The 19595-nt window shown below is 44.3% G+C and carries 18 protein-coding genes; 12 read left to right on the top strand and 6 right to left on the bottom strand.

All coding sequences use genetic code 11. The annotated features are described in order from the left end of the window. Nucleotides 1-13: 13 nt before the first annotated feature. On the top strand, nucleotides 14-934 hold the full coding sequence (locus PNC201_RS17015; protein WP_017218365.1) for an acetyltransferase: 921 nt from the start codon (nucleotides 14-16) through the stop codon (nucleotides 932-934). Further along, a complete protein-coding gene (locus tag PNC201_RS17010) occupies nucleotides 931-2160 on the top strand; it encodes a mechanosensitive ion channel family protein (RefSeq protein ID WP_102057695.1) in 1230 nt (409 codons plus the stop codon). Before PNC201_RS17015 ends, PNC201_RS17010 begins: the two co-directional genes overlap by 4 nt. Before the next feature lie 24 nt (nucleotides 2161-2184). On the opposite strand, the gene chrA is transcribed toward PNC201_RS17010, so the two are convergent. Further along, on the bottom strand, nucleotides 2185-3315 hold the full coding sequence (gene chrA / locus PNC201_RS17005) for a chromate efflux transporter (protein ID WP_102057694.1): 1131 nt from the start codon (nucleotides 3313-3315) through the stop codon (nucleotides 2185-2187). A gap of 96 nt (nucleotides 3316-3411) precedes the next feature. On the opposite strand from chrA, the gene PNC201_RS17000 reads away from it, so the two are divergent. Next, on the top strand, nucleotides 3412-4209 hold the full coding sequence (locus tag PNC201_RS17000; protein ID WP_102057693.1) for a substrate-binding periplasmic protein: 798 nt from the start codon (nucleotides 3412-3414) through the stop codon (nucleotides 4207-4209). Between the two features lie 83 nt (nucleotides 4210-4292). Next, entirely contained in the window at nucleotides 4293-4919 is a 627-nt protein-coding gene (locus PNC201_RS16995; protein WP_010378204.1) for an OmpA family protein, read from the top strand. Nucleotides 4920-4987: 68 nt separating this feature from the next. On the opposite strand, the gene PNC201_RS16990 is transcribed toward PNC201_RS16995, so the two are convergent. The 4 genes from PNC201_RS16990 to PNC201_RS16975 form a co-directional block, all read right to left on the bottom strand. After that, on the bottom strand, nucleotides 4988-5314 hold the full coding sequence (locus PNC201_RS16990) for a helix-turn-helix transcriptional regulator (protein ID WP_010606831.1): 327 nt from the start codon (nucleotides 5312-5314) through the stop codon (nucleotides 4988-4990). A gap of 19 nt (nucleotides 5315-5333) precedes the next feature. Beyond that, nucleotides 5334-5747: a hypothetical protein gene (locus PNC201_RS16985; protein WP_102057692.1), complete on the bottom strand. Its 414-nt coding sequence runs from the start codon at nucleotides 5745-5747 to the stop codon at nucleotides 5334-5336. A gap of 242 nt (nucleotides 5748-5989) precedes the next feature. Beyond that, a complete protein-coding gene (locus PNC201_RS16980) occupies nucleotides 5990-6334 on the bottom strand; it encodes a rhodanese-like domain-containing protein (protein WP_010606829.1) in 345 nt (114 codons plus the stop codon). A gap of 37 nt (nucleotides 6335-6371) precedes the next feature. Then, nucleotides 6372-6524, bottom strand: coding sequence for a YgaP family membrane protein (locus PNC201_RS16975; RefSeq protein ID WP_083229929.1), 153 nt, complete (start codon nucleotides 6522-6524; stop codon nucleotides 6372-6374). 134 nt (nucleotides 6525-6658) lie between these two features. Here PNC201_RS16975 and PNC201_RS16970 point away from each other — a divergent pair, with 134 nt between their 5' ends. Genes PNC201_RS16970 through PNC201_RS16960 form a run of 3 tightly spaced genes read left to right on the top strand, consistent with a single transcriptional unit; the run spans nucleotide 6659 to nucleotide 11321 of the window. Beyond that, entirely contained in the window at nucleotides 6659-6964 is a 306-nt protein-coding gene (locus PNC201_RS16970) for an ArsR/SmtB family transcription factor (RefSeq protein ID WP_017218369.1), read from the top strand. A gap of 15 nt (nucleotides 6965-6979) precedes the next feature. After that, complete coding sequence (locus PNC201_RS16965; protein WP_102057691.1) at nucleotides 6980-10285, top strand: efflux RND transporter permease subunit; 3306 nt, start codon at nucleotides 6980-6982, stop codon at nucleotides 10283-10285. Next, on the top strand, nucleotides 10275-11321 hold the full coding sequence (locus PNC201_RS16960; RefSeq protein WP_102057690.1) for an efflux RND transporter periplasmic adaptor subunit: 1047 nt from the start codon (nucleotides 10275-10277) through the stop codon (nucleotides 11319-11321). The genes PNC201_RS16965 and PNC201_RS16960 overlap by 11 nt, the downstream gene beginning before the upstream one ends. 17 nt (nucleotides 11322-11338) lie before the next feature. Here the strand turns inward: PNC201_RS16960 and PNC201_RS16955 are convergent, their stop codons facing one another. Then, complete coding sequence (locus PNC201_RS16955; protein ID WP_010606824.1) at nucleotides 11339-12016, bottom strand: nitroreductase family protein; 678 nt, start codon at nucleotides 12014-12016, stop codon at nucleotides 11339-11341. Between the two features lie 151 nt (nucleotides 12017-12167). Here PNC201_RS16955 and PNC201_RS16950 point away from each other — a divergent pair, with 151 nt between their 5' ends. From PNC201_RS16950 to PNC201_RS16930, 5 genes are all read left to right on the top strand, one after another. Beyond that, nucleotides 12168-13049, top strand: coding sequence for an ABC transporter ATP-binding protein (locus tag PNC201_RS16950; protein ID WP_010606823.1), 882 nt, complete (start codon nucleotides 12168-12170; stop codon nucleotides 13047-13049). An 11-nt stretch (nucleotides 13050-13060) separates the two neighbouring features. Next, on the top strand, nucleotides 13061-16630 hold the full coding sequence (locus PNC201_RS16945) for an ABC transporter permease/M1 family aminopeptidase (RefSeq protein WP_102057689.1): 3570 nt from the start codon (nucleotides 13061-13063) through the stop codon (nucleotides 16628-16630). A gap of 59 nt (nucleotides 16631-16689) precedes the next feature. Beyond that, complete coding sequence (locus PNC201_RS16940; protein ID WP_102057688.1) at nucleotides 16690-17646, top strand: ABC transporter ATP-binding protein; 957 nt, start codon at nucleotides 16690-16692, stop codon at nucleotides 17644-17646. Beyond that, on the top strand, nucleotides 17636-18832 hold the full coding sequence (locus PNC201_RS16935; protein ID WP_102057687.1) for an ABC transporter permease: 1197 nt from the start codon (nucleotides 17636-17638) through the stop codon (nucleotides 18830-18832). Before PNC201_RS16940 ends, PNC201_RS16935 begins: the two co-directional genes overlap by 11 nt. An 87-nt stretch (nucleotides 18833-18919) precedes the next feature. Continuing rightward, complete coding sequence (locus PNC201_RS16930; protein ID WP_102057686.1) at nucleotides 18920-19582, top strand: fumarylacetoacetate hydrolase family protein; 663 nt, start codon at nucleotides 18920-18922, stop codon at nucleotides 19580-19582. Nucleotides 19583-19595: the final 13 nt, after the last annotated feature.

The raw sequence follows: 19595 nt of genomic DNA, 5'->3' as shown, positions 1-19595 counted from the left end.
GAAGGATGTTGTGATGTTAAAACAAATACTACCTAAGTGGTTTCTCGGGCTATCGGCCAGTGTGTGGCTGCTGGTGAATACCTTTGTTTGTGGTTTATTGGTGCTATTGTTTGGCATCATAAAATTGCTTGTGCCAGTTAAGTTTATCTCTACAGCACTGCACTTTTTTTACGGTATGTGGTGTAAAGGCAATTACCTCGGTTTGCGCATCGCGTGCGACAAAATACAAGTGAGCTTGCCAAAAGAATTACACGCTCAAGGGTGGTATTTATTAATTTCCAATCATCTTAGCTGGCTTGATATCGTTGTGCTTAGTGCCATGGAGGTACTACCTGCACCTAAATTTTTCCTAAAAGATGAATTAAAGTACGTGCCTTTCATTGGTACTGGTGCATGGGCGATGGGCATGCCATTTATGAAACGTGCGAGTAAAGCGCAGATCGCCAAAAACCCTAAGCTTAAAGGGATGGATGTAGAGCGTACCAAAGCCAGTTGTCGCAATTTTCGTGATCATCCCACAACGGTAATTAATTTTGTGGAAGGTACTCGTCATACTAAAGCCAAACATGCGCATCAAAATAGTCCGTTTAAGCATCTGCTCAAACCAAAGGCGGGTGGTGTAGCGTTTGCCCTAGAAGTGTTATCTGAGCAACTTGACGGTATGCTCAACGCGACTTTGGCTTATGAGTTAGAGGGTGAGCATATTTGCCGTGCATTTACGCTTGGACGCTTGGATGCAATTGATGTAAAAATAGACTACATCGCGATGGAGAAAGTGCCACTTGGTAATTATCAAGCCGATAAAGCTTATCGTGTACAGTTTCAATCTTTTATGAATGAAGTTTGGCAACGCAAAGATTGCCAACTCGAAGCGCATTGGCTGCATTCGACTGAGCCAAATGACACGCTCAATGAGGAGCTAAAACAGCTATGAAGTTTGATCACCTTCATGATGTCGTTCAACCGTGGTTAAAAGAGTTACCGCAGGGCACTGTGATCAGTGCTTTATTCACCAATGGTGTCGCGGTTGTTGGGTTATTGCTTTTATATTGGGTGATCCGCCGTTTAGTGCTACCCAATGTAGAAAACCTCGCGCGCCATATTTCACCGCGTAAAATTGGTCACCTTTCCCCTCAGTTAAGTAAATTTAGCGGCCGCTTTGCCTTTGTATTGTGTTTACTGGTCTTTTCCGCCTACCACGAGCGTCTATTTGTCGCGCCTGCTTGGGTGTTTATCGTGATGGAAACACTAGTGTACGTTATGTTGGTGGTGTCATCTGGGTTTTTATTTAGTAGTTTAGTCAATTTAGGGAATGGCGTTTATAACCTCTTTCCATTCGCCAAAGAAGTGCCGATCCAAGGGATTATTCAAGTAATTAAGCTACTGATATTTATAGTTTGTTCTATATTGGTGGTCAGTATCTTGGTGGATAAATCACCGACCTATATTCTTTCCGGTTTTGGTGCTATCGCGGCAGTCATTATTTTGGTATTTAAAGATACGATTTTGGGATTGGTTGCGAGTATTCAAATAGCAGCCAACCGACTGGTAACCACTGGCGACTGGATCCAAGTTGACGCATTTGGCGCAGACGGCGAGGTGATAGATCTGGGGTTAAATACCGTTAGGGTACGTAACTGGGATAACACCGTCACCACCATACCAACTTATATGTTGATCTCTGATTCATTTAAAAACTGGCGTGCCATGCAAGAGTCAGCAGGACGCCGCATCAAACGCGCCATCCATATTGATTTTACTAGCATTGAGCCGTTGCCTGAGCAAAAGCGAGCGTCGCTAACCGAGCAATATCCACTGCTGGAAAAGCTTGACGATGTACCCAGTGATATCACCAATTTAGGCTTATTTAGACGCTATGCAGAGGCCTACTTGAAGCTGCATGATGCCATCAATCAAGATTGTTTATGTATGGTCAGGGAACTTGCCCCCACGCAACATGGCTTGCCTCTAGAGTTTTACTGTTTTAGTCGCGATAAACGCTGGGTGTTTTATGAGCATCTACAAGCCGATATTTTGGACTACATGCTAAGCGTAATGCCAGCATTTGGGTTACGTCCATATCAAAGCGTGAGTGATTACTTTGGCGCACACCGCGTGAAAGTGCGCGCCGGTAGCAAACCAGACGCAACTTCAGAATAATCATCAAGGCCACTCAAGCGTGGCCTACACACTTCCTGCGATAACCCCAAACACCATAAAGGCAATAAGCAACTGCCATATCGCGGGCTTTAGCCATTTTAGTGCTGCAAAGCCTAATACCACCGCGGTGATATCGAGCAAACTATGCACCGCAGAAAGCCAAATTGGTTGATAAAACGCAGCGGCTAAAATTCCCACAACACCGGCATTTAAGGCCGCGCTAATACTTGCAAACAGTGGCAATGCAATAAGTGATTGCCACTGTTGGTTAAATGCCCACATTAACAGTAGGCCCGGCAAGAAAATAGCGAGCGTCGCAATCGCTGCGCCCAAAATGGGATGGGTATTGTCGACAACGGCGCCTAAAAAGCTTGCGATGGTAAACATCGGCCCTGGAATGGCTTGCGCGGCAGCATAAGCCGTTAAGAAGGTTTCTTGCGCGATCCCCTCGACACTGGTTTGTAGCAGCGGCAGCACGACGTGACCACCACCAAAAACCAAAGCACCTGCCTGATAAAACTCGGCAAATAGTTGATTTGGTAGCGCGGCAAAGGTTAACGCAAATAGGCCAATAAATAGCGCAAATACAGACCAGTTGATTTGGCTTTTTGATTGACTCGGTTTACTTGGCGCATTGCTGAATGAGTAAAAGTAACCAGCAACGACAAGCACCATAAGCACACCCAACTGCGCGCTTAAGTTTGGCAGCATCAACAGTGTGAATGTGGCGAAAAATGCGACGAATTTGAGTGCTGTGGTTTTACAAAAACTTTTCGCCATACTCAGTACCGCATCGGCAACGATAACAACAGCAAACAACTTCAACCCATCAATGACATTCAACGCAGTGCCCGAAAGCTGCTCAGCGGTTAATGCCAGCATGATCATGAGCAAAAAAGACGGTAGCGTAAACCCTAAGAAGGCGGCGATCCCTCCTAGTATTCCAGCTTTTTCTAAACCAATCGCGAATCCGACTTGGCTGGACCCCGGCCCTGGCAGTATTTGTGACAGGCTGATCATACTGGCATAGCGCTCGTTACTCAGCCATTTTAAGTTATCGACAAAGTGTTTTTTAAAGAACCCAAGGTGGGCTGCAGGTCCCCCAAAGCTCGTACATCCTAATAACAAAAACTGATAAAATATTTTCAGAAACATAGTGTACCTTGTGATATTGTTAACCTTGTATCCTCACATTTTTATATGACATATTTATGACTTTTGGTGCTGGTGCGCCTCAGTTGGATAAGTATTATGCGAATGACTTTTTTATCGCCCTGTTTACTTTTTTTGTTGGCGAACTTCTCTTGTTTTGCTCAGCAAATCAATGTCGCTGTTGATCACGCGCCACCGTATAGCATTATTGAAGACAATGGTGAAGTGCAAGGTTTAATCTTAGATATATTGGCAACGGTACAGGCTCAAGCTGGTGTTGATTATCAAATAAATGCCGTTCCCTGTCCTTTCTCACGCTGTATGCGGATGATAGCGCAAGGTGAAGTAGACGTCATGGGTGGCTTGATCCGTACGCCTCAACGAGAAAAGTTAATCGACTTTGTCGAACCCGCCTACATGGCGCTGACATCTTCGTTTGTATTCTACGCTAAACAAGACAGCGATATTCGGGTGGAGCAATATACGGATCTTTATACCAAGCGGATTGCAGTGATGCGTGGGGGCGTTTTTTACCCTCGCTTTGATGAAGACCGTCAACTCAATAAAGTCCCTGTGTTTAGTGAGCAAGTGGCGTTTGATTTATTGCTTAAAGGACGTGTTGACCTAGTGATCGCAGTTGAAGACACCGCTGAGGTGGCGATGGAAGTGCTTGGTCAGCCCATTGAAAAGTTGAAAAAAGTCTCCTATCACCACGCTCAGCCGATTTATGGCCATATGGCGATGAGCAAACGCTTCAGCGGCACCGAGCTTGCGCAAACCATTCGTTTAACGATGAAGCAATTGGCTAAGAGAAAGCAGCTTGATGCTGTGGTTGCAAAATATAAACTGCCACCAGTTTCTGAGCATATAAGCGACTTAGTCCCTGCTCACCCTTAAAAAAACCAACAAGGCTTCAGCCAGAGTTAATTGTTTATTGCAACAATATAGACAATCAAGTTGAAACGAACTCAGGTGGGAAGATGATTGCAAGAAATATGTTAATTGGTGCAGCTGTTGTGGTTGCTTTGTCTGGATGTGAAATGAATAACACAGGTAAAGGTGCGGCGATTGGTGCTGCAACCGGTGCGGTGTTAGGTAAAGCTACAGGTAACCACAAAGATAAGCGTCTTGCCATTGGTGCTGCGGTTGGGGCAATTGCAGGTGCCGCGATTGGTAACTATATGGACAAGCAGGAAGCCGCTTTTAACCAAGAGCTTGCTGGTACGGGTGTTGAGGTTGTTCGTGAAGGCGATCAAATGCGCTTAGTGTTGCCATCAAACATAACCTTTGCGACAGGTAAGTCAGCTATCAGCCCTGGTTTTTACAATACACTTCAAGGCATTGCACGCGTGATGCAGCAGTACGATAAGACATTCTTAACGATTGTCGGACATACAGACTCTACTGGTTCAGCGAGCTTCAATCAGACTTTGTCTGAACAGCGCGCAAATAGCGTAAAGCAGTATTTATTATCACAGCAAGTACTACCTGCGCGTTTGTACGCAGAGGGCATGGGTGAGTCTCAGCCAATCGCGAGCAATAGCACCGAGCAAGGTAAGGCACAAAATCGCCGAGTCGAAATTAAAATTATTCCAAACCGCGCGTAAGAAAATCAAGGAGTGCTATGTTTGAGCACTCCTTTTTATGGATTTCGGCTGCTATAAGAATAAGGTATTTATCGAATTATCAGATAAATCAGGCCTGCGCCGATAACGCCCCCAACGCTTAGGGATAGGATTGCAGTAAACAAGAATAAATGATAACTCACTGTTTTTTCTTCTTTGTTTTCTTTATTATGGAGCATGTCGGCCAAGTCAATAAGCTTGGATTGGGAGATTTCAAACACCGCACACAAGCTCATTACAGTCTCTTTACTTGCTGTCCCGTCGCTCTCGACGCGTTGAATTGTGCGTAGACTTACTCCAGAGGCATCTGCTAAATGTTGCTGAGTCCAACTCTTTTCGGTTCGCAACAGCTTTACTGTATTATTATTTATTTGCATTATCTCCTCCTTGACGAACTTAAAGTACGGTGCTGCCGTACCAGCGTCCCAAGTAGTACGCGAGAGTAAATATACAAAAACCTGCAACCAGGCCGTAGCCCATAAAAGTGAATATGACCTTGGCTAAGGTCAGTTGATCGTTCAGAGGGGGACTTGACTGGCGACCAAGTATTTTTTTTCCTTTGAGTAGTAGGCACTCAGTTTCAAAAGTAAACCCGTTAATTAAACAAAATCTAGCTTCATAGGCTTGATCTGCATAAGTAAATTTATGGGTACTATCACCGAGTAAGTGGCGTTTTTGAGAAACGCAAACATCGTCGACGAAAACATATTGAGTGCAATTTAATGCATTTGCACAACACGTAATTTGATGATCTCCATCTTGGAAATACACTTTGTAGGTGGCTCTTTCTAGCTTTTTTAAGTCAGACATATTGAACTCTCGTTAAGTTGTTGTCTCCACTGTGCCTGTTTCTCCATTAAAACACGCCGACAAGCTTACGTCAGTGCTCAAACTGTCATATGACAATAGATTTATAAAATTAATTAACTTAATGATTTAAATACTTTTATAGCGAATGTTAAGGTTGGGTAAGAAATGGAAGTCAGAAAAAGCACTGAGCCTAATAAAGTTTTGTGACTCAGTGCCTCAATAAAAAGAAGGTCATAATGTGCTTAAAGCGTGTCACACACCACTTCAGCTTTGCAGGTAATTACGCTGACATTGGTGTAACCGATACGAGTTAGTTGCTCTGCGGCAAAAATAGCACGGCCACCAGCGGCACAGTGTAAATAAATTGGTCTGTCTGCGTCTTTTTCCAGCTCTGGAAGCTTAAATTCTAGCAATCCTCTTGGGATATTTACCGTGCCGTTGGCTGCCTTTTGACTGTGTTCAGCCGGCTCTCTCACGTCGATAACCAGACCATTGTTTTGTGCAATCTCTGATTTTGCTTGTACCGCGTCAATGCAGCGTTGATTAGGCTTGACTGTCTTTAATACATCTTGGGCAGATATCAGCATATATAGCTCCTTATTGGGTTATCGGTTTCATTATGACTCACCTTTCCTGAATGCCAAGTTTCTTCAATATAACGATCATAGGGCACCAGTTTGTAAAAGCAGACTGCACTAAATTGACACAAATAAACACACTAAACCAAACCCAATGTGGGTTGACAAAATGTGTGAGCAGTAAAGAAATGGCAAACATAACACCAGCGATTAATCTAAGTAGAGGATGTAAGGTCATAATGAGTGTCACCTTTAATATTAGATATTTCTAATATTAGACATTGCTAATGTTTGTGTCTATACTTTAAGCGCATTTATTTTTTGGGAGTCAACATGGATCTTCAGCAAATGGCGCAAAATGCCGAACAGGCAGAAGCCTTGTTAAAGCTTATGGCGAATAAAAATCGCTTGATGATTTTGTGCGCATTGCAAAAGCAAGAGCTCAGTGTTAGCCAGCTTAACGAAATGGTGCCGTTAGCGCAGTCTGCCTTATCACAACATTTAGCCAGCATGAGAAAGGCACAAATCGTGGCGACTAGGCGTGAGGGGGCGACGATTTATTATCATGTTAAAGATAGCCGAGTCGCTGTACTACTCGAGAGTTTATATCAGCTGTTCTGCGCCTCAAGTGCAGAGTAACTAGGAACGACTGAGATGCAAAAGTTAGATGGTGTCATTCGGTATGCTCTACAAGGCAGCTTGCCAACGATTATCTTCTTGTGCGCTGTGGTACTTGGATTATTTGCATTGCAAATGACACCACGAGAGGAAGAACCACAAATAGTGGTGCCTATGCTGGATATTCATGTGTCGGTACCAAATACTGCCTCACCAGAAGTGGCACGATTGGTCACCACTCCACTTGAAAAGTTACTGCTGCAAATTCCAGGCGTTGAACACGTCTATTCTACGACCCAAACCGGCGGCACGGTTGTTACTTTAAGGTTTCATGTGGGTGAAGACAGAGAGAAAGCCATTCTCAACACCTACACTAAGCTGTATGCCAACCAGCATACTATGCCGGGAATTGTCACTCAGTGGCAGATCCGTCCAATAGAAGTCGATGACGTTCCGATTCTTATGCTTGGACTGACAAGTTCCAAGCCGCAACTATATGATGACTACGCGCTAACGCGCTTTGCACAAGAGCTAGCTATCCAGTTACAGAGCATTGCAGATACCAGCGAGGTTACGGTTATTACCGGGCGCACGAGAGCACTTAGGGTTGAGTTGAACTTAGCTGCGCTTGCCGCACATCAAACAACACCAATGGATGTTTTAGGTGCTATCCAAAGTAGTAATCTAGTGACACGAGTCGGGCAAGTGACGGCAGGCAGTAACACAATTGCCTTTGAATCAGGTGATGTCCTTCGTAATAAGTCGGCACTTGAAGGGCTCACGGTAAATGTAATTAATGGTCGTGCCATTGTTTTAAAAGAAGTTGCTCGGGTTATTGATGGTCCTAGTGAGCCCGATAGCTATCAGTGGTTAGCAAGCAGCGGCAGCCAGGCTGATGCACCATTAGTGACGATTGGCGTGGCGAAGCAAAAGGGAAGTAATGCGGTAACGGTTGCAGAGCAAAGTTTAGCGCTTGTGACCCAGCTACAACAGGAGCTCCTTCCTGCTGAGGTATCGGTAAAAGTATTAAGAAACTATGGCGAGACGGCCAATGACAAAGTCAATAATCTTACCTCTAGCTTGGCCTTTGCGGTATTTACAGTTGTGGTATTTGTCGGTGTATTTTTAGGTTGGCGGCCTGCCATCGTTGTTGGTCTTGCAGTGCCAATTTGCTATGGCATTACACTTGGGTTGGATTTTGCGTTTGGTTACACCATTAATCGGGTCACCTTGTTTGCGCTTATTTTGTCGCTGGGATTGTTAGTCGATGACCCAATCACTGGGATTGATAATATTAGCCGCTTTATTCATCGCGGCGCGGCAGCTGACACAGATCATAATATTGTCGCTGCTATGGTCGAGATCAAATCTGCGCTTTTGATGTCAACGTTAACTATCATCATGGCGTTTATTCCATTGGCGTTTATTACTGGCATGATGGGCCCATATATGGCACCCATGGCATTTAACGTCCCTGTTAGTGTCATTGCCTCGACGTTAGTGGCTTTTTTAGTAACGCCTTGGCTATCTAAAAAGCTACTCAAAGCGGATTCAAAAACAAGTGAAGTCGCGCCTCAAGACTCGTACTACAGCAAAATCATGCTGCCAATTTTACAAAACCCCCGCAAAGCCAAATGGTTATTATGGGGTGTGTTAGGGTTATTTGTTGCGAGTGTGAGCCTTCCTATTTTTAGGGCCGTACCACTGAAATTGCTGCCGTTTGACAATAAAAGTGAAATCCAAGTACTGATAGATATGCCTGAGGGAACCAGCCTTGAGCAAACGGCCGCAATGGCGAGGCAAGTACAGCAAATCGTTTGGTCAGAAGCTGAAGTGACCGACATCGCCGCTTTTGTCGGTAAGCCTTCCAGTATGGATTTTAATGGTATGGTGCGAGGCTATTATCGTCGTAGTGGTACTCATCTTGCCGAACTTAGAGTCTTACTGGTGGATAAGCGTGAACGCGAACATCAATCTCACGCCATCGTCATGCGACTGCGTGAAAAGCTTCAGCCTTTTAACCAAACTTTGACGCAAGTAAAAGTGGTGGAAGTGCCGCCGGGACCTCCGGTATTAAGTACACTCGTTGCTGAGGTTTATGCAGATCCGTTTGTTGCTCGTGAAACGCAAGAGCAAGCAGCCCAGAGGTTAGCACATCGTTTAAGGCAGGAGCCACATGTGGTTGAGGTTGACACCTCAATGGCTTCGCCAACATGGCTAAAGCGGTTTGTGGTTGATAAACAAAAGGCTGCGTTATCAGGTGTGGCCACAGAGGATATTAATCAATCTTTAGTGGTTGCAAGCAGCGGCATGTCAGCAGGCTTTTTATATACTCAAGGTGAGGTCGCAACGGTGCCCATCGAGTTAGGTGTGAGTTACGCGCAGCGTAATCAATGGCAAAACGTATTAGCGATGCAAGTTCGTGGTCGTCAGGAGTTGGCTAAAACCACTCAAGAATACGGCTTAGAGCAGGCTGCGAGACCCCTTGTGGCGATTGGTGAACTGGGCGAATTAACAGCTATTCCTACGGCTCCCGTGATCCTTCGAAAAGACCTACAAGAGGTGATTTATGTGTTTGCGGAGCTAAATGGCCGCACGCCAGCTGAGGTGATTGCCGATGTGGTTGCGGATGAAAACCAACAGATAACACCGAGCAATTGGGCATCTCGCACCTTTTTACACAGTGGCGGAGGAGTCACTTGGTCAATGTTTGAGGGAACCCATTATACCTTTAAAGGCGAAGGTGAATGGCGCATTACCATAGATGTGTTTAGAGATATGGGGATCGCATTTGCGTTTGCACTGGTGGCGATATTTATCATCCTGCGGGTACAAACGGCATCTAGTAGCTTATCACTTATCATTATGTCGGCTATTCCCCTTACTATGATAGGGATTATGCCGGGTTTTTGGTTACTCAACCAGTTTGGTGAGCGTGTGGTTTCAGGTGCGCCAGAGCCCGTGTTATTTACAGCGACCGCGATGATAGGGATGATAGCGCTGGCCGGAATAGTGGTGAGAAATTCCCTGATTTTGGTGGAGTTTATTAATCAGTCTCGAGCGGCTGGTATGGCACTTATCGATGCATTGATTGCGGCGGGAAGTGTAAGAATGCGACCGGTATTACTTACAGCAGGTACGACGTTATTAGGCAATTTAGTGATTATCTTAGATCCCGTTTTTAGTGGCCTCGCCCTTGCTATTATCTTCGGGATCATTGCTTCAACGTTATTTTCACTGTTGGTCGTGCCTATCGTTTACTATTTAGTATTCAAATCATCATCGACACCTAATCAACCCCTTAATGCCTCATCAGTTCAGGAGTTTTCTCATGTCCCGTAATAAAATCTTTATTCCTGTTCTTGCTATTTTTTGCCTATTATTGATGGTCGTATGGCTTGCTGGTGGATTCCAAAATAAGCTAGCTCCGGGCAATAAGTCCGAACTTCCCGCCTATCAAGGAGCACGTTATACCGTGCAAAAGTCGCTGATTGCGATGATTGAACAAGTTCCCGCGAGTGTGGTCGCAAAAGAAAATACGTTAGTGTCCAGTCGGTTGTTGGCGGAGCTTAAAACGCTTAACGTCAGAGCCGGTGATAAAGTCACTGCGGGACAGCTGATAGCAACACTCGATGATGCAGAGCTTAAAGCAGAGCTGCAAAGAGTGGCAGCGCAGCAAGCGGCAAATTCAGCTAAGCTAGAGCAAGCAACTAAGCAGTTAGTACGCAATAAATCTCTTAATGAAAAAGGGCTTATCGCGATTAACCAAGTGGATGAGTGGCAAGCCACAGTGAACGAGTTACAAGCGCAAGATAAGGCATTGCAAGAAGCGTATCGTAGTGCTGAAGTCGCGCTGGGTTACACGCAAATCACAGCCCCTATTTCGGGTAAAGTGGTGGCGCGCTTACAAGAGCCGGGCAGCATGGTTAGCCCCGGTGGCGCCATTATTTCGTTATTCAACCCATTACAATTACAGATTGAAGCGCCAATTCGCGAGAGCCAAGTTAAGCATATTCAGTTAGGAAGCGAGATTAAGGTGCGCATACCTGCGCTAGACATAAGCCAAACCGCGCGCGTGTCGGAAATGGTGCCAATTGCCGACAGCCAAGCGCGCAGCTTTATTATTAAATTGGATATGCCTTTGCTGCAAAATGTGGTGCCTGGCATGTACGCGCTGGTTGAACTTGTGCTTGGCGAGCAGGCGGTTATCCAAATTCCAACGAATATGATCAGCAAGTATGGTCAATTGGCGATGGTTGAGGTAATAGAAAGTGGCCAGCTTCACAAACGCTACCTCAGGTTGGGCGAAGAGACAGGTAATAAAACGATTGTTATTAGTGGCCTAAACGGAGGTGATCAGCTAGCTGTGCAGCGATAGTTAGCTGATCCGAACTTTTAAATAAAGGAAGCGATTTCGGCGAGTGATTTTTTCACTGTTGCGTGCTCTGGAATAGTTGCATCATCACTTGGATAACCCGCAATCAATAACATATAAGGACGTTCGTTATCTTTATCTCTACCGCACAACTCGCTTAAAAAGCTCATAGGTTTAGGTGTATGGGTCAGTGTGGCAAGTCCTGCATTATGCAGAGCTTGGATAAGAAACCCAGTAGCTATCCCAACCGATTCATGGACATAGTAGTTGGTATTTTTGTCTTCCGCGTGGATCCCACCTTTTTTCTGACTAAAAATAGCGATAAGCCAAGGTGCATGTTCTAAGTAGGGTTTTTGTGCATCTGTGCCCAAAGGCTTTAGCGCGTCCAGCCACTCATCTCCCGCACGGCCTTGGTAAAACGAGCGCTCGAGGTCTTCGGCTGCAGCTCGGATCTGTTTTTTCTTTTCTGCGCTGCCAATCGCCACGAAATGCCATGGCTGGTGATTTGCACCACTAGGGGCAGTGCCCGCCGCTTTGATACAAGTTTCGATGATTTCTTGCGGTACTGGGCGGTCGCTAAAAGCACGGATACTATGACGTCTCTTACTGTTCTCCAAGAATGCTTCCGCACGACTTAGCATTTCCTCGTGAGGGTATTCAATAAAATCCGTCAATGGGTGGTTGGCGTGATCTTGCATGTTAGTTTTCCTTGGGTGTTGTAAACTAAGAATGCTTCTTAGTGTTTCAGTGTTTACTTTTATTTGCAATTGATATGTTTATGTTAATTGTCACTAACCTAGGGAAATGTTATAAAAAGGACAATAATAAAAATCCGGACAGGAAATAAAAATGCTCGAAATCTCAGGACTTTCAAAAACCTATGACAATGGCGTTCATGCTTTGAGAGGTGTAAACCTGACTATTCCAAAGGGAATGTTTGGTTTGCTCGGACCTAATGGCGCTGGTAAATCTTCGTTGATGCGCACGATTGCCACATTACAGTCGGCAGATGCAGGCACTATACAGTTCGATGGTGTAGATGTTTTAAAGGAGCCAAAGGCACTTCGTGCACGTTTAGGCTACCTGCCGCAAGACTTTGGTGTTTACCAACGCGTTAGTGCGTATGATTTATTGGATCATATGGCAATCCTAAAAGGGTTAAATAATAAAAAAGAGCGTAAAGAAGCCGTTGACGGATTGCTCGCACAAACTAACTTATATGATCACCGTAAAAATGCGGTAAGCGGATTTTCCGGAGGTATGCGTCAACGCTTTGGTATTGCACAGGCACTGCTTGGCGACCCTGATTTACTCATTGTGGATGAGCCGACGGCGGGACTAGACCCAGAAGAACGTAATCGTTTCCACAATCTACTCGTTGGCTTAGGTGAGAGTAAAGTAGTCATCTTATCAACGCATATTGTAGAGGATGTGTCTGAGCTATGTCCGAATATGGCTGTATTGGCGAGCGGACAAATTTTACTTGAAGGTAATCCAATTGCGCTCACCGAGCAGCTACAGGGGAAAATCTGGCGTAAGTCGGTCACACTTGCAGAAGCGAAAGAAGTAGAGCAAAACTTACCGGTTATTTCTAAGCGCTTATTCGCGGGCCAGACCTTACTTAATGTATTTGCTGATCAAGCACCTGAAGGCTTTGAAGCGGTACCAGCCGATTTAGAGGACGTCTATTTTTCTACTCTGCATACTCATCGAAATAATCAAGCAGCGTAAGGAGTAGGCAGATGCTATTTAAAATGATGCGTTTTGAGCTGCGGTATTTTGTCCGTCAGCCTTCCTTTTATGTGACTTCTCTGATTCTATTTTTGCTCACCTTTTTTGCCTCAGTTTCGGACTCGGTACAGATTGGTGGTGGCAGTAACGTCAATGTAAACTCGCCCTTTGCCATCTTACAAACCGTTGCCATCATGACCATTTTTTCCATCTTTTTGGTGGTTAACTTTGTTGGTAGTGCGGTAATAAGAGACGATCAAAGTAAGTTCAGTGAGCTTATTTTGAGTAAGCCTTTGCACTTAGCTCAGTACCGATTGGGTCGTTTTCTCGGCGCTTATCTTGTTACTTTACTAGTATTTTCAATGTGTTTAGTGGGGATCTGGGTAGGCTCAGGCATTGGTGGTTTAGTCGGTTGGCTAGATACCGAACTGATTGGGCCTAATAAACTCAACTATTACCTAACGCCACTATTTGTCATCGCGGCCCCTTCACTGTTCTTTATGGCGAGCCTATTTGCGCTGGTGGCGCAAAAATTTAGAACCATGATAGCAATGTACTTAGTTGCTGTGGGTTTGTTTGTGACTTATCTTGTGGCAAATAGTATTTTTTCAGACATTGAATACCGTACCATTGCTGCGTATTTAGACATGTTTGGCCTATCAGCTATTTCGGCGCAATCAGAATATTGGACCATTGCAGATCGCAATACGTCAGTCATTAGCTTAGTTGATGAACTGCTCTATAACCGCTTAATTTGGATGTCAGTTGCACTGCTCAGTTTAGGTGCTTTAGCCTTAAATACTTCTCATTATTTACCGCAAAAACAAAAAACTAAGAGTAAAGCCAAAGAAGATGGTAACCAAGCGTCGGCATTGCTGAATCGTTTTGATTTTAAAGCGAGCGTAGGTAGTAGTTGGGTGCACTTTTGCACCAGAACCACTTTTGAAGTAAAGCAAGTGCTTAAAAGCTACCCATTCTTAGTGTTATTAATTTTGGCGGTGGCAACCTTAATACCTGCACTGGTTGGCTCATTTAATTGGTATGGCACAGAAGTATGGCCAGTGACCTTTAGAATGGTGGAGCTTATCCATGGGAGCTTCTGGCAATTATTGGTCATTGTATTGGTGTATTACAGCGCTGAGCTGGTATGGCATGACCGTGATTCGCGAATGGGAGACATTGTTGACTCTTATCCTGTTGCAAACTGGGTATTTTGGGGCTCTAAATACATAGCCTTAGTTGCGGTGATGACGCTGCTATGTGTATTTGGTAGCTTGATCACCATTAGCTATCAACTATTGTCGGGTGTGACACAGATAGATCTTGCCCAGTATATTGTGCGCTTGGGATATTTATATGTGTTAGGTTTTGCCTTCCAAACCACCTTAGCATTTTTGATACAGGTGATGAGTCCAAGCAAGTATATGGGTATGGGAATATATGTCGTTTATTTCATTATTTCGATAGTCCTGACCAACTTTGGTTTTGAGCACAATATGTACCACTTAGGCGAAACTTCCCCAGTGCCGTACTCAGATATTAATGGTTATGGTCATTTCCTCAGTGCAGCACATTGGTACAATTTGTACTGGTTTGGTTTTAGCATGATATTAGCGACACTAAGCTATGCACTTTGGCCTCGTGGTGCAGGACAAACGCTGAAAGCACGCATTTCACTGATGGGCTATCAGTTAGGTAACGCTGGTAAAGCATTATTGGCTTGTGGTGCTTTAATATTCGTGGGCAGTGGCAGCTACATCTACTACAACACGCAAATGGTCAATGAGTTTATCACGCAGGATGAAGCTGAAGATATCGCAGAGCTATATGAGCAACAATTTGCCCAGTATCGTGATGACCCTGTACCTGTCACGTTAGACGTACAGCTCAATGCTGAGATATTTCCAAAGACACGTCGTATTGAAGCGCAGGTAAAGCTGTTGGTTGAAAACCGCTCAGATAAAGAGATTACTCGCTTTTTGGTCAATAAACCTGATCATACATTAGAGTGGCAAGTTGAAATGGCTGGCGCTACGCTTGCTGAAGAGGATAAAACCTTTAAGCATGCTTGGCTTGAGCTTTCACAACCAATGACACCGGGTGAGCAGCGTGTAATTACGATGTCAGTCGTACGCCAAACGCTTGGCTTTGTAGATAGAGGCTATGATGAAACTTTGGTGAACAATGGTACCTTCATTGATAACGCGACCTTGTTCCCGACATTTGGTTATAACATCTATAAGCAAATTCAAGACAAAAGTGAGCGTCGTCAGCGCAGCCTTGAACCACTAAAACGTGGCAATAAGATTGAAGAAACACACTATCATCATGAGCCATTGTTTGCTGAAAATTTCGTCACATTCGCCGCAACGGTGACGACGGATGAATCGCAAGTTGCGATGGTGCCGGGTTATTTGCAATCAAAATTCAGCAAAGACGGCCGCACGACCTATGTCTATGAAATGGATGCTCCAATGCTGCACTTCTATAACATCTTGTCGATGGATCTTGAGGTGAAACGAGAAGAGTACAAAGGCATTGCGCTCGAGGTTTACTACCATAAAGATCATGCTTGGAACGTCGACACTATGTTGCAGTCGACTAAAGACTCAATTGATTATTTCACTCGAGAATTTGGGCCTTACCAACATAAGCAAATGCGTATTATTGAGTTTCCTCGTTACCGAGACTTTGCGCAAAGTTTTGCCAATACAGTGCCTTACTCGGAGAATATTGGATTTTTAACGGACACCCGTAACCCTGACAATATCAATGTACCTTACTATGTGACGTCACATGAGCTGGCACACCAGTGGTGGGCGCATCAGGTAATTGGTGCTAATGTGGAGGGATCAAATATCCTGTCGGAAATGTTGTCGCAATATTCTGCCATTATGGTGATGAAAGAAAAGTACGGCGAGCATAATCTTCGTAAATTCTTGAAGTATGAACTAGACACCTATTTAAGTGGGCGAGGTTCTGATCCGTATGAAGAGCGGGCGCTATCCAGAACCGTCGGTCAGCAGTACATTCACTACAATAAAGGTTCTGTTGTGATGTTAGCGCTGCACGATTTACTTGGAGAAACGCGACTCAATAGCGCATTAAGAAGCTTCTTAAATGACTATCGTTTTAGAACAGATATCTACCCAACGACACTCGACTTTTTGACTTACTTAAAAGCGGGGGCTTCAGAGCAAGAACAAGTATTTATCGAAGATCAGTTCAATGCGATTACGTTGTATGAGCTTAAGCTTGCGGGTGTTGAAGTGCAAGAAGCGACGCAAGCGGGAGAGCTACATACGGTGACCTTAACGGTTGAGGCGGCGAAAAAGCATGCAGATGGTGAAGGTAACGAAGAAGAAATCCCGCTTAATCAAGAGATTGATATAGCCTTATTCTCTGCCGATCCTAACAACATTCAAAGTGACGAAACGCTGTTATATCTACAAAAGCACGTCATCACATCGGGTGAAAATAAGATTGAGTTGAAAGTAACAGAGTTACCGAAATTTGTGGGAGTTGATCCGTTTGTAAAACTGATTGATAAGAAAACCGCCGATAACATCAAGTCACTCTAATGGATATATAGGTAGGAGAGGGCTTTTCGAAAGCCCTCATTCGTTTTTAAAGGAAAGTTATGCCAGATTTATTGCAAGTAACAGGGGTGTCGAAGCAATATGTTTCGGTAAAAGCAGTAGACAATCTAAGTTTTAGCGTTAAACAAGGTGAGATCTTTGCATTACTGGGCCCCAATGGTGCGGGTAAATCATCCCTTGTGAGAATGTTGGTTGGATTTACCTATCCAGATAGCGGCACAATCGCTGTGAATATTGATGGGCAAGCATATCAATCAATCCCTCATCAAAGTTTAGGTTATCTCCCAGAAGATAGAGGGCTTTACGCTGAAAAAACCGTGCAGCAGAATTTGCTCTATTTTGCCAAGCTACGCGGTGTTGAGAAAAACGCAGCGCTAGCACAGATTGAGTCTTGGCTAACGCAGTTTGACTTAAGTGATAGAGCGCATGAGCGGTTGAAATCGTTGTCAAAAGGCAATCAGCAAAAAGTACAGTTAATATCGGCAGTATTGCACAAACCCAAGGTTGTATTGCTCGATGAGCCTTTCTCTGGTCTTGATCCCATCAACCAAGAAAAGGTGGTGGTGTTTTTAGAAGCGTTAAAAGCACAAGGCATGACCGTTATTTTAAGCGCACATCAGATGGCGATGGTAGAAAAGCTTGCTGATCGAATGCTGTTAATGAATCACGGGCAAGCTGTGCTTTATGGCACGTTAGCCGAAATAAAACAGGACGTTGGTGTTGGCATCGATATCACAGTGAGTTTCAGTGAGGCAACGAACTACGCAGCGCTCAATTTAGGTAACTACAAGGTTGCGTGTACTCAATTAAGTCAGAATAAAATTAAGTTTGAGTTGATTGACTCCTCAGAGCTTAATTTGCTGCTCGCCGATTTGTCTAAATCAACGACTTTGCAAGGAATAGAAACCAAAACGATGGACTTGCATCAACTCTATCTTAAAGCAATCGAGTCTCATCAAGGCAAAGTGCAATCTCAGGAGAATGCCCATGTCTCATAAACTGCAACAGATACTGCAAGTGACCAAATGGGAGTTTATGTACTTTTTTAAACTCAAGCAGGAGTTGATCGGTAAAGCAATTATGCTGGCGATAGGTTTGCTTATCTATTTTTGGCAAAGCACTTCGTTTTTTGAACCTGAACAATATGTTATCGCAACACCATCCGCCATGAACTTAACTCAGCTACCTGAGCCTTTGCTTCTAAAGCGAGTTGATGCTTCAAAAGCTGAACTTCTGACTCAGTTAGAACAAGAGGAAATTGACGGTATTTTGATACTTCAAGCCCAAACGGGTGAGGCGTTACAGTTTGAACTGATTACCACAGGTAAAATGTCTTGGCAGAATGAAGTTGAGGTAGCGCTTAAGCAGTTTTACAGCAACGAACTCGCACAGAGTTTTAATTTATCTGCCGCTCAGCTCGCCTTGTTACAGCAACCTGTGACCGTTTCCAATCAATACACCAAGGATGCGGTTAAGGAGGCACACAACCAGTCTTCGATGACAGCATTTGGCGTGATGCTATTGATGCTCATCGGTATTTTTACGTCATTTGGACAGATCTTCGTGTCTATCACCGGAGAAAAGCAGCAGCGTGTTACCGAGCAATTATATTCTTGTATGAATGCGCAAACTTGGATTGACGGCAAAATATTTGGTCAAATGCTCCATTGTCTAAAGGCTATGTTAAGTACGTTATTTTCATTTTTGTTGGCGATGGCTTTTATACAAGTCGTTGTAAAAAACGAAGCCTTGGACTTTACGATGATAGACTTTGCAATGTTGCCTTGGTTTACCCTGTTTGCGATAGTAGGTCTTTATATGGCAACAGCCTTTATGGCAGCAATAGCCGCAGCTATTGACGATCCTAACCATAGTGGCAAGACAGGATTTATGATGATCCCTATATTGCCAATTGTTATCGCGTTTATGATTGTTGATAGTCCTAGCAGCTTTGCCGTGGATATTTTGAGTCTTTTCCCGCTTACCGCATTTGTGGTGATGCCAGTAAAAATGGCGTTAATTGAAGTACCCATTTGGCAAGTGTTATGCGCGTTGGTCAGCGCATTACTTGGTTGCTACCTTATCCGTGTTGCTGCGGGGCGATTGTTTAAAGCGGGCATGGTGATGTATGGCAAGGAACCCTCAATTAAGGATATGGTGCGCTGGGTCTGTAAACCGGAATAATACCGTTTATATGATAACTTGCTAGCACAACGCTTTGGTTATGGTACGCTCCATAACCGGAGCTTGTGGCCGTACAGAGAGGGTGAAATGTATCAACATATTGATAATGAAAACAATAAAATAAGTCTACCAGCGGGGAAAATCGTTTGTGTTGGTAGAAACTACGTAGCGCACGCCAAAGAGCTAGATAACCCTATTCCAAGCAGTCCGCTGTTGTTTATTAAACCAGCAACGAGCTTAGTACCATTTAATAATGAAATGAAGTTGGACGCCGCACTTGGCGAACATCATTATGAGGCCGAGCTTGCACTATTGGTAGGCACCAAAATTGATGCAAAAACCCCAGCGCCTCTCAAGCATATCGCCGGAATTGGGCTGGCACTCGATTTGACATTACGAGACTTACAAAGTGAGCTAAAAGCGCAAGGGCACCCATGGGAGCGGGCAAAGGCCTATGATAATAGTTGCCCAATGACACCCTTTGTACCATGTGATGAAAACACCTTTGCTGAGTGTATTGAATATCGTTTTTGGCAAAATGAAGAGCTTAAACAACATGGCGACTCTAGCTTAATGATTTTTCCAATCGCTGAGTTGCTAAAGGACATTGCTCGTTACTTTACGCTTCAGCCAGGAGATATTGTCTTAACAGGAACGCCAAAAGGGGTAGGGAGCCTAGTGCATGGCGATGAACTTACGCTGCAGCTGAAAAGCCATACTCCTTGGCATGGCAAAGTTGCGATAGATTAGCTTCTCGCTTTTA

The sequence above is a fragment of the Pseudoalteromonas sp. NC201 genome (assembly GCF_002850255.1).
Taxonomy (GTDB): domain Bacteria; phylum Pseudomonadota; class Gammaproteobacteria; order Enterobacterales; family Alteromonadaceae; genus Pseudoalteromonas.
This window is presented reverse-complemented; position numbering and strand designations above follow the sequence as displayed.

What these genes read in the sequence shown, in the direction of transcription:
- PNC201_RS16940 (WP_102057688.1), top strand. Translation starts at nt 16,690, where the DNA reads ATGCCAGATTTATTGCAAGTAACAGGGGTGTCGAAGCAATATGTTTCG.
- PNC201_RS16975 (WP_083229929.1), bottom strand. Translation starts at nt 6,524, where the DNA reads ATGTTTGCCATTTCTTTACTGCTCACACATTTTGTCAACCCACATTGG.
- PNC201_RS16985 (WP_102057692.1), bottom strand. Translation starts at nt 5,747, where the DNA reads ATGTCTGACTTAAAAAAGCTAGAAAGAGCCACCTACAAAGTGTATTTC.
- PNC201_RS17000 (WP_102057693.1), top strand. Translation starts at nt 3,412, where the DNA reads ATGCGAATGACTTTTTTATCGCCCTGTTTACTTTTTTTGTTGGCGAAC.
- PNC201_RS16930 (WP_102057686.1), top strand. Translation starts at nt 18,920, where the DNA reads ATGTATCAACATATTGATAATGAAAACAATAAAATAAGTCTACCAGCG.
- PNC201_RS16980 (WP_010606829.1), bottom strand. Translation starts at nt 6,334, where the DNA reads ATGCTGATATCTGCCCAAGATGTATTAAAGACAGTCAAGCCTAATCAA.
- PNC201_RS16950 (WP_010606823.1), top strand. Translation starts at nt 12,168, where the DNA reads ATGCTCGAAATCTCAGGACTTTCAAAAACCTATGACAATGGCGTTCAT.
- PNC201_RS16935 (WP_102057687.1), top strand. Translation starts at nt 17,636, where the DNA reads ATGTCTCATAAACTGCAACAGATACTGCAAGTGACCAAATGGGAGTTT.
- PNC201_RS16990 (WP_010606831.1), bottom strand. Translation starts at nt 5,314, where the DNA reads ATGCAAATAAATAATAATACAGTAAAGCTGTTGCGAACCGAAAAGAGT.
- PNC201_RS16960 (WP_102057690.1), top strand. Translation starts at nt 10,275, where the DNA reads ATGTCCCGTAATAAAATCTTTATTCCTGTTCTTGCTATTTTTTGCCTA.
- PNC201_RS16945 (WP_102057689.1), top strand. Translation starts at nt 13,061, where the DNA reads ATGCTATTTAAAATGATGCGTTTTGAGCTGCGGTATTTTGTCCGTCAG.
- PNC201_RS16965 (WP_102057691.1), top strand. Translation starts at nt 6,980, where the DNA reads ATGCAAAAGTTAGATGGTGTCATTCGGTATGCTCTACAAGGCAGCTTG.
- PNC201_RS16995 (WP_010378204.1), top strand. Translation starts at nt 4,293, where the DNA reads ATGATTGCAAGAAATATGTTAATTGGTGCAGCTGTTGTGGTTGCTTTG.
- PNC201_RS16955 (WP_010606824.1), bottom strand. Translation starts at nt 12,016, where the DNA reads ATGCAAGATCACGCCAACCACCCATTGACGGATTTTATTGAATACCCT.
- PNC201_RS16970 (WP_017218369.1), top strand. Translation starts at nt 6,659, where the DNA reads ATGGATCTTCAGCAAATGGCGCAAAATGCCGAACAGGCAGAAGCCTTG.
- PNC201_RS17015 (WP_017218365.1), top strand. Translation starts at nt 14, where the DNA reads ATGTTAAAACAAATACTACCTAAGTGGTTTCTCGGGCTATCGGCCAGT.
- PNC201_RS17010 (WP_102057695.1), top strand. Translation starts at nt 931, where the DNA reads ATGAAGTTTGATCACCTTCATGATGTCGTTCAACCGTGGTTAAAAGAG.
- chrA (WP_102057694.1), bottom strand. Translation starts at nt 3,315, where the DNA reads ATGTTTCTGAAAATATTTTATCAGTTTTTGTTATTAGGATGTACGAGC.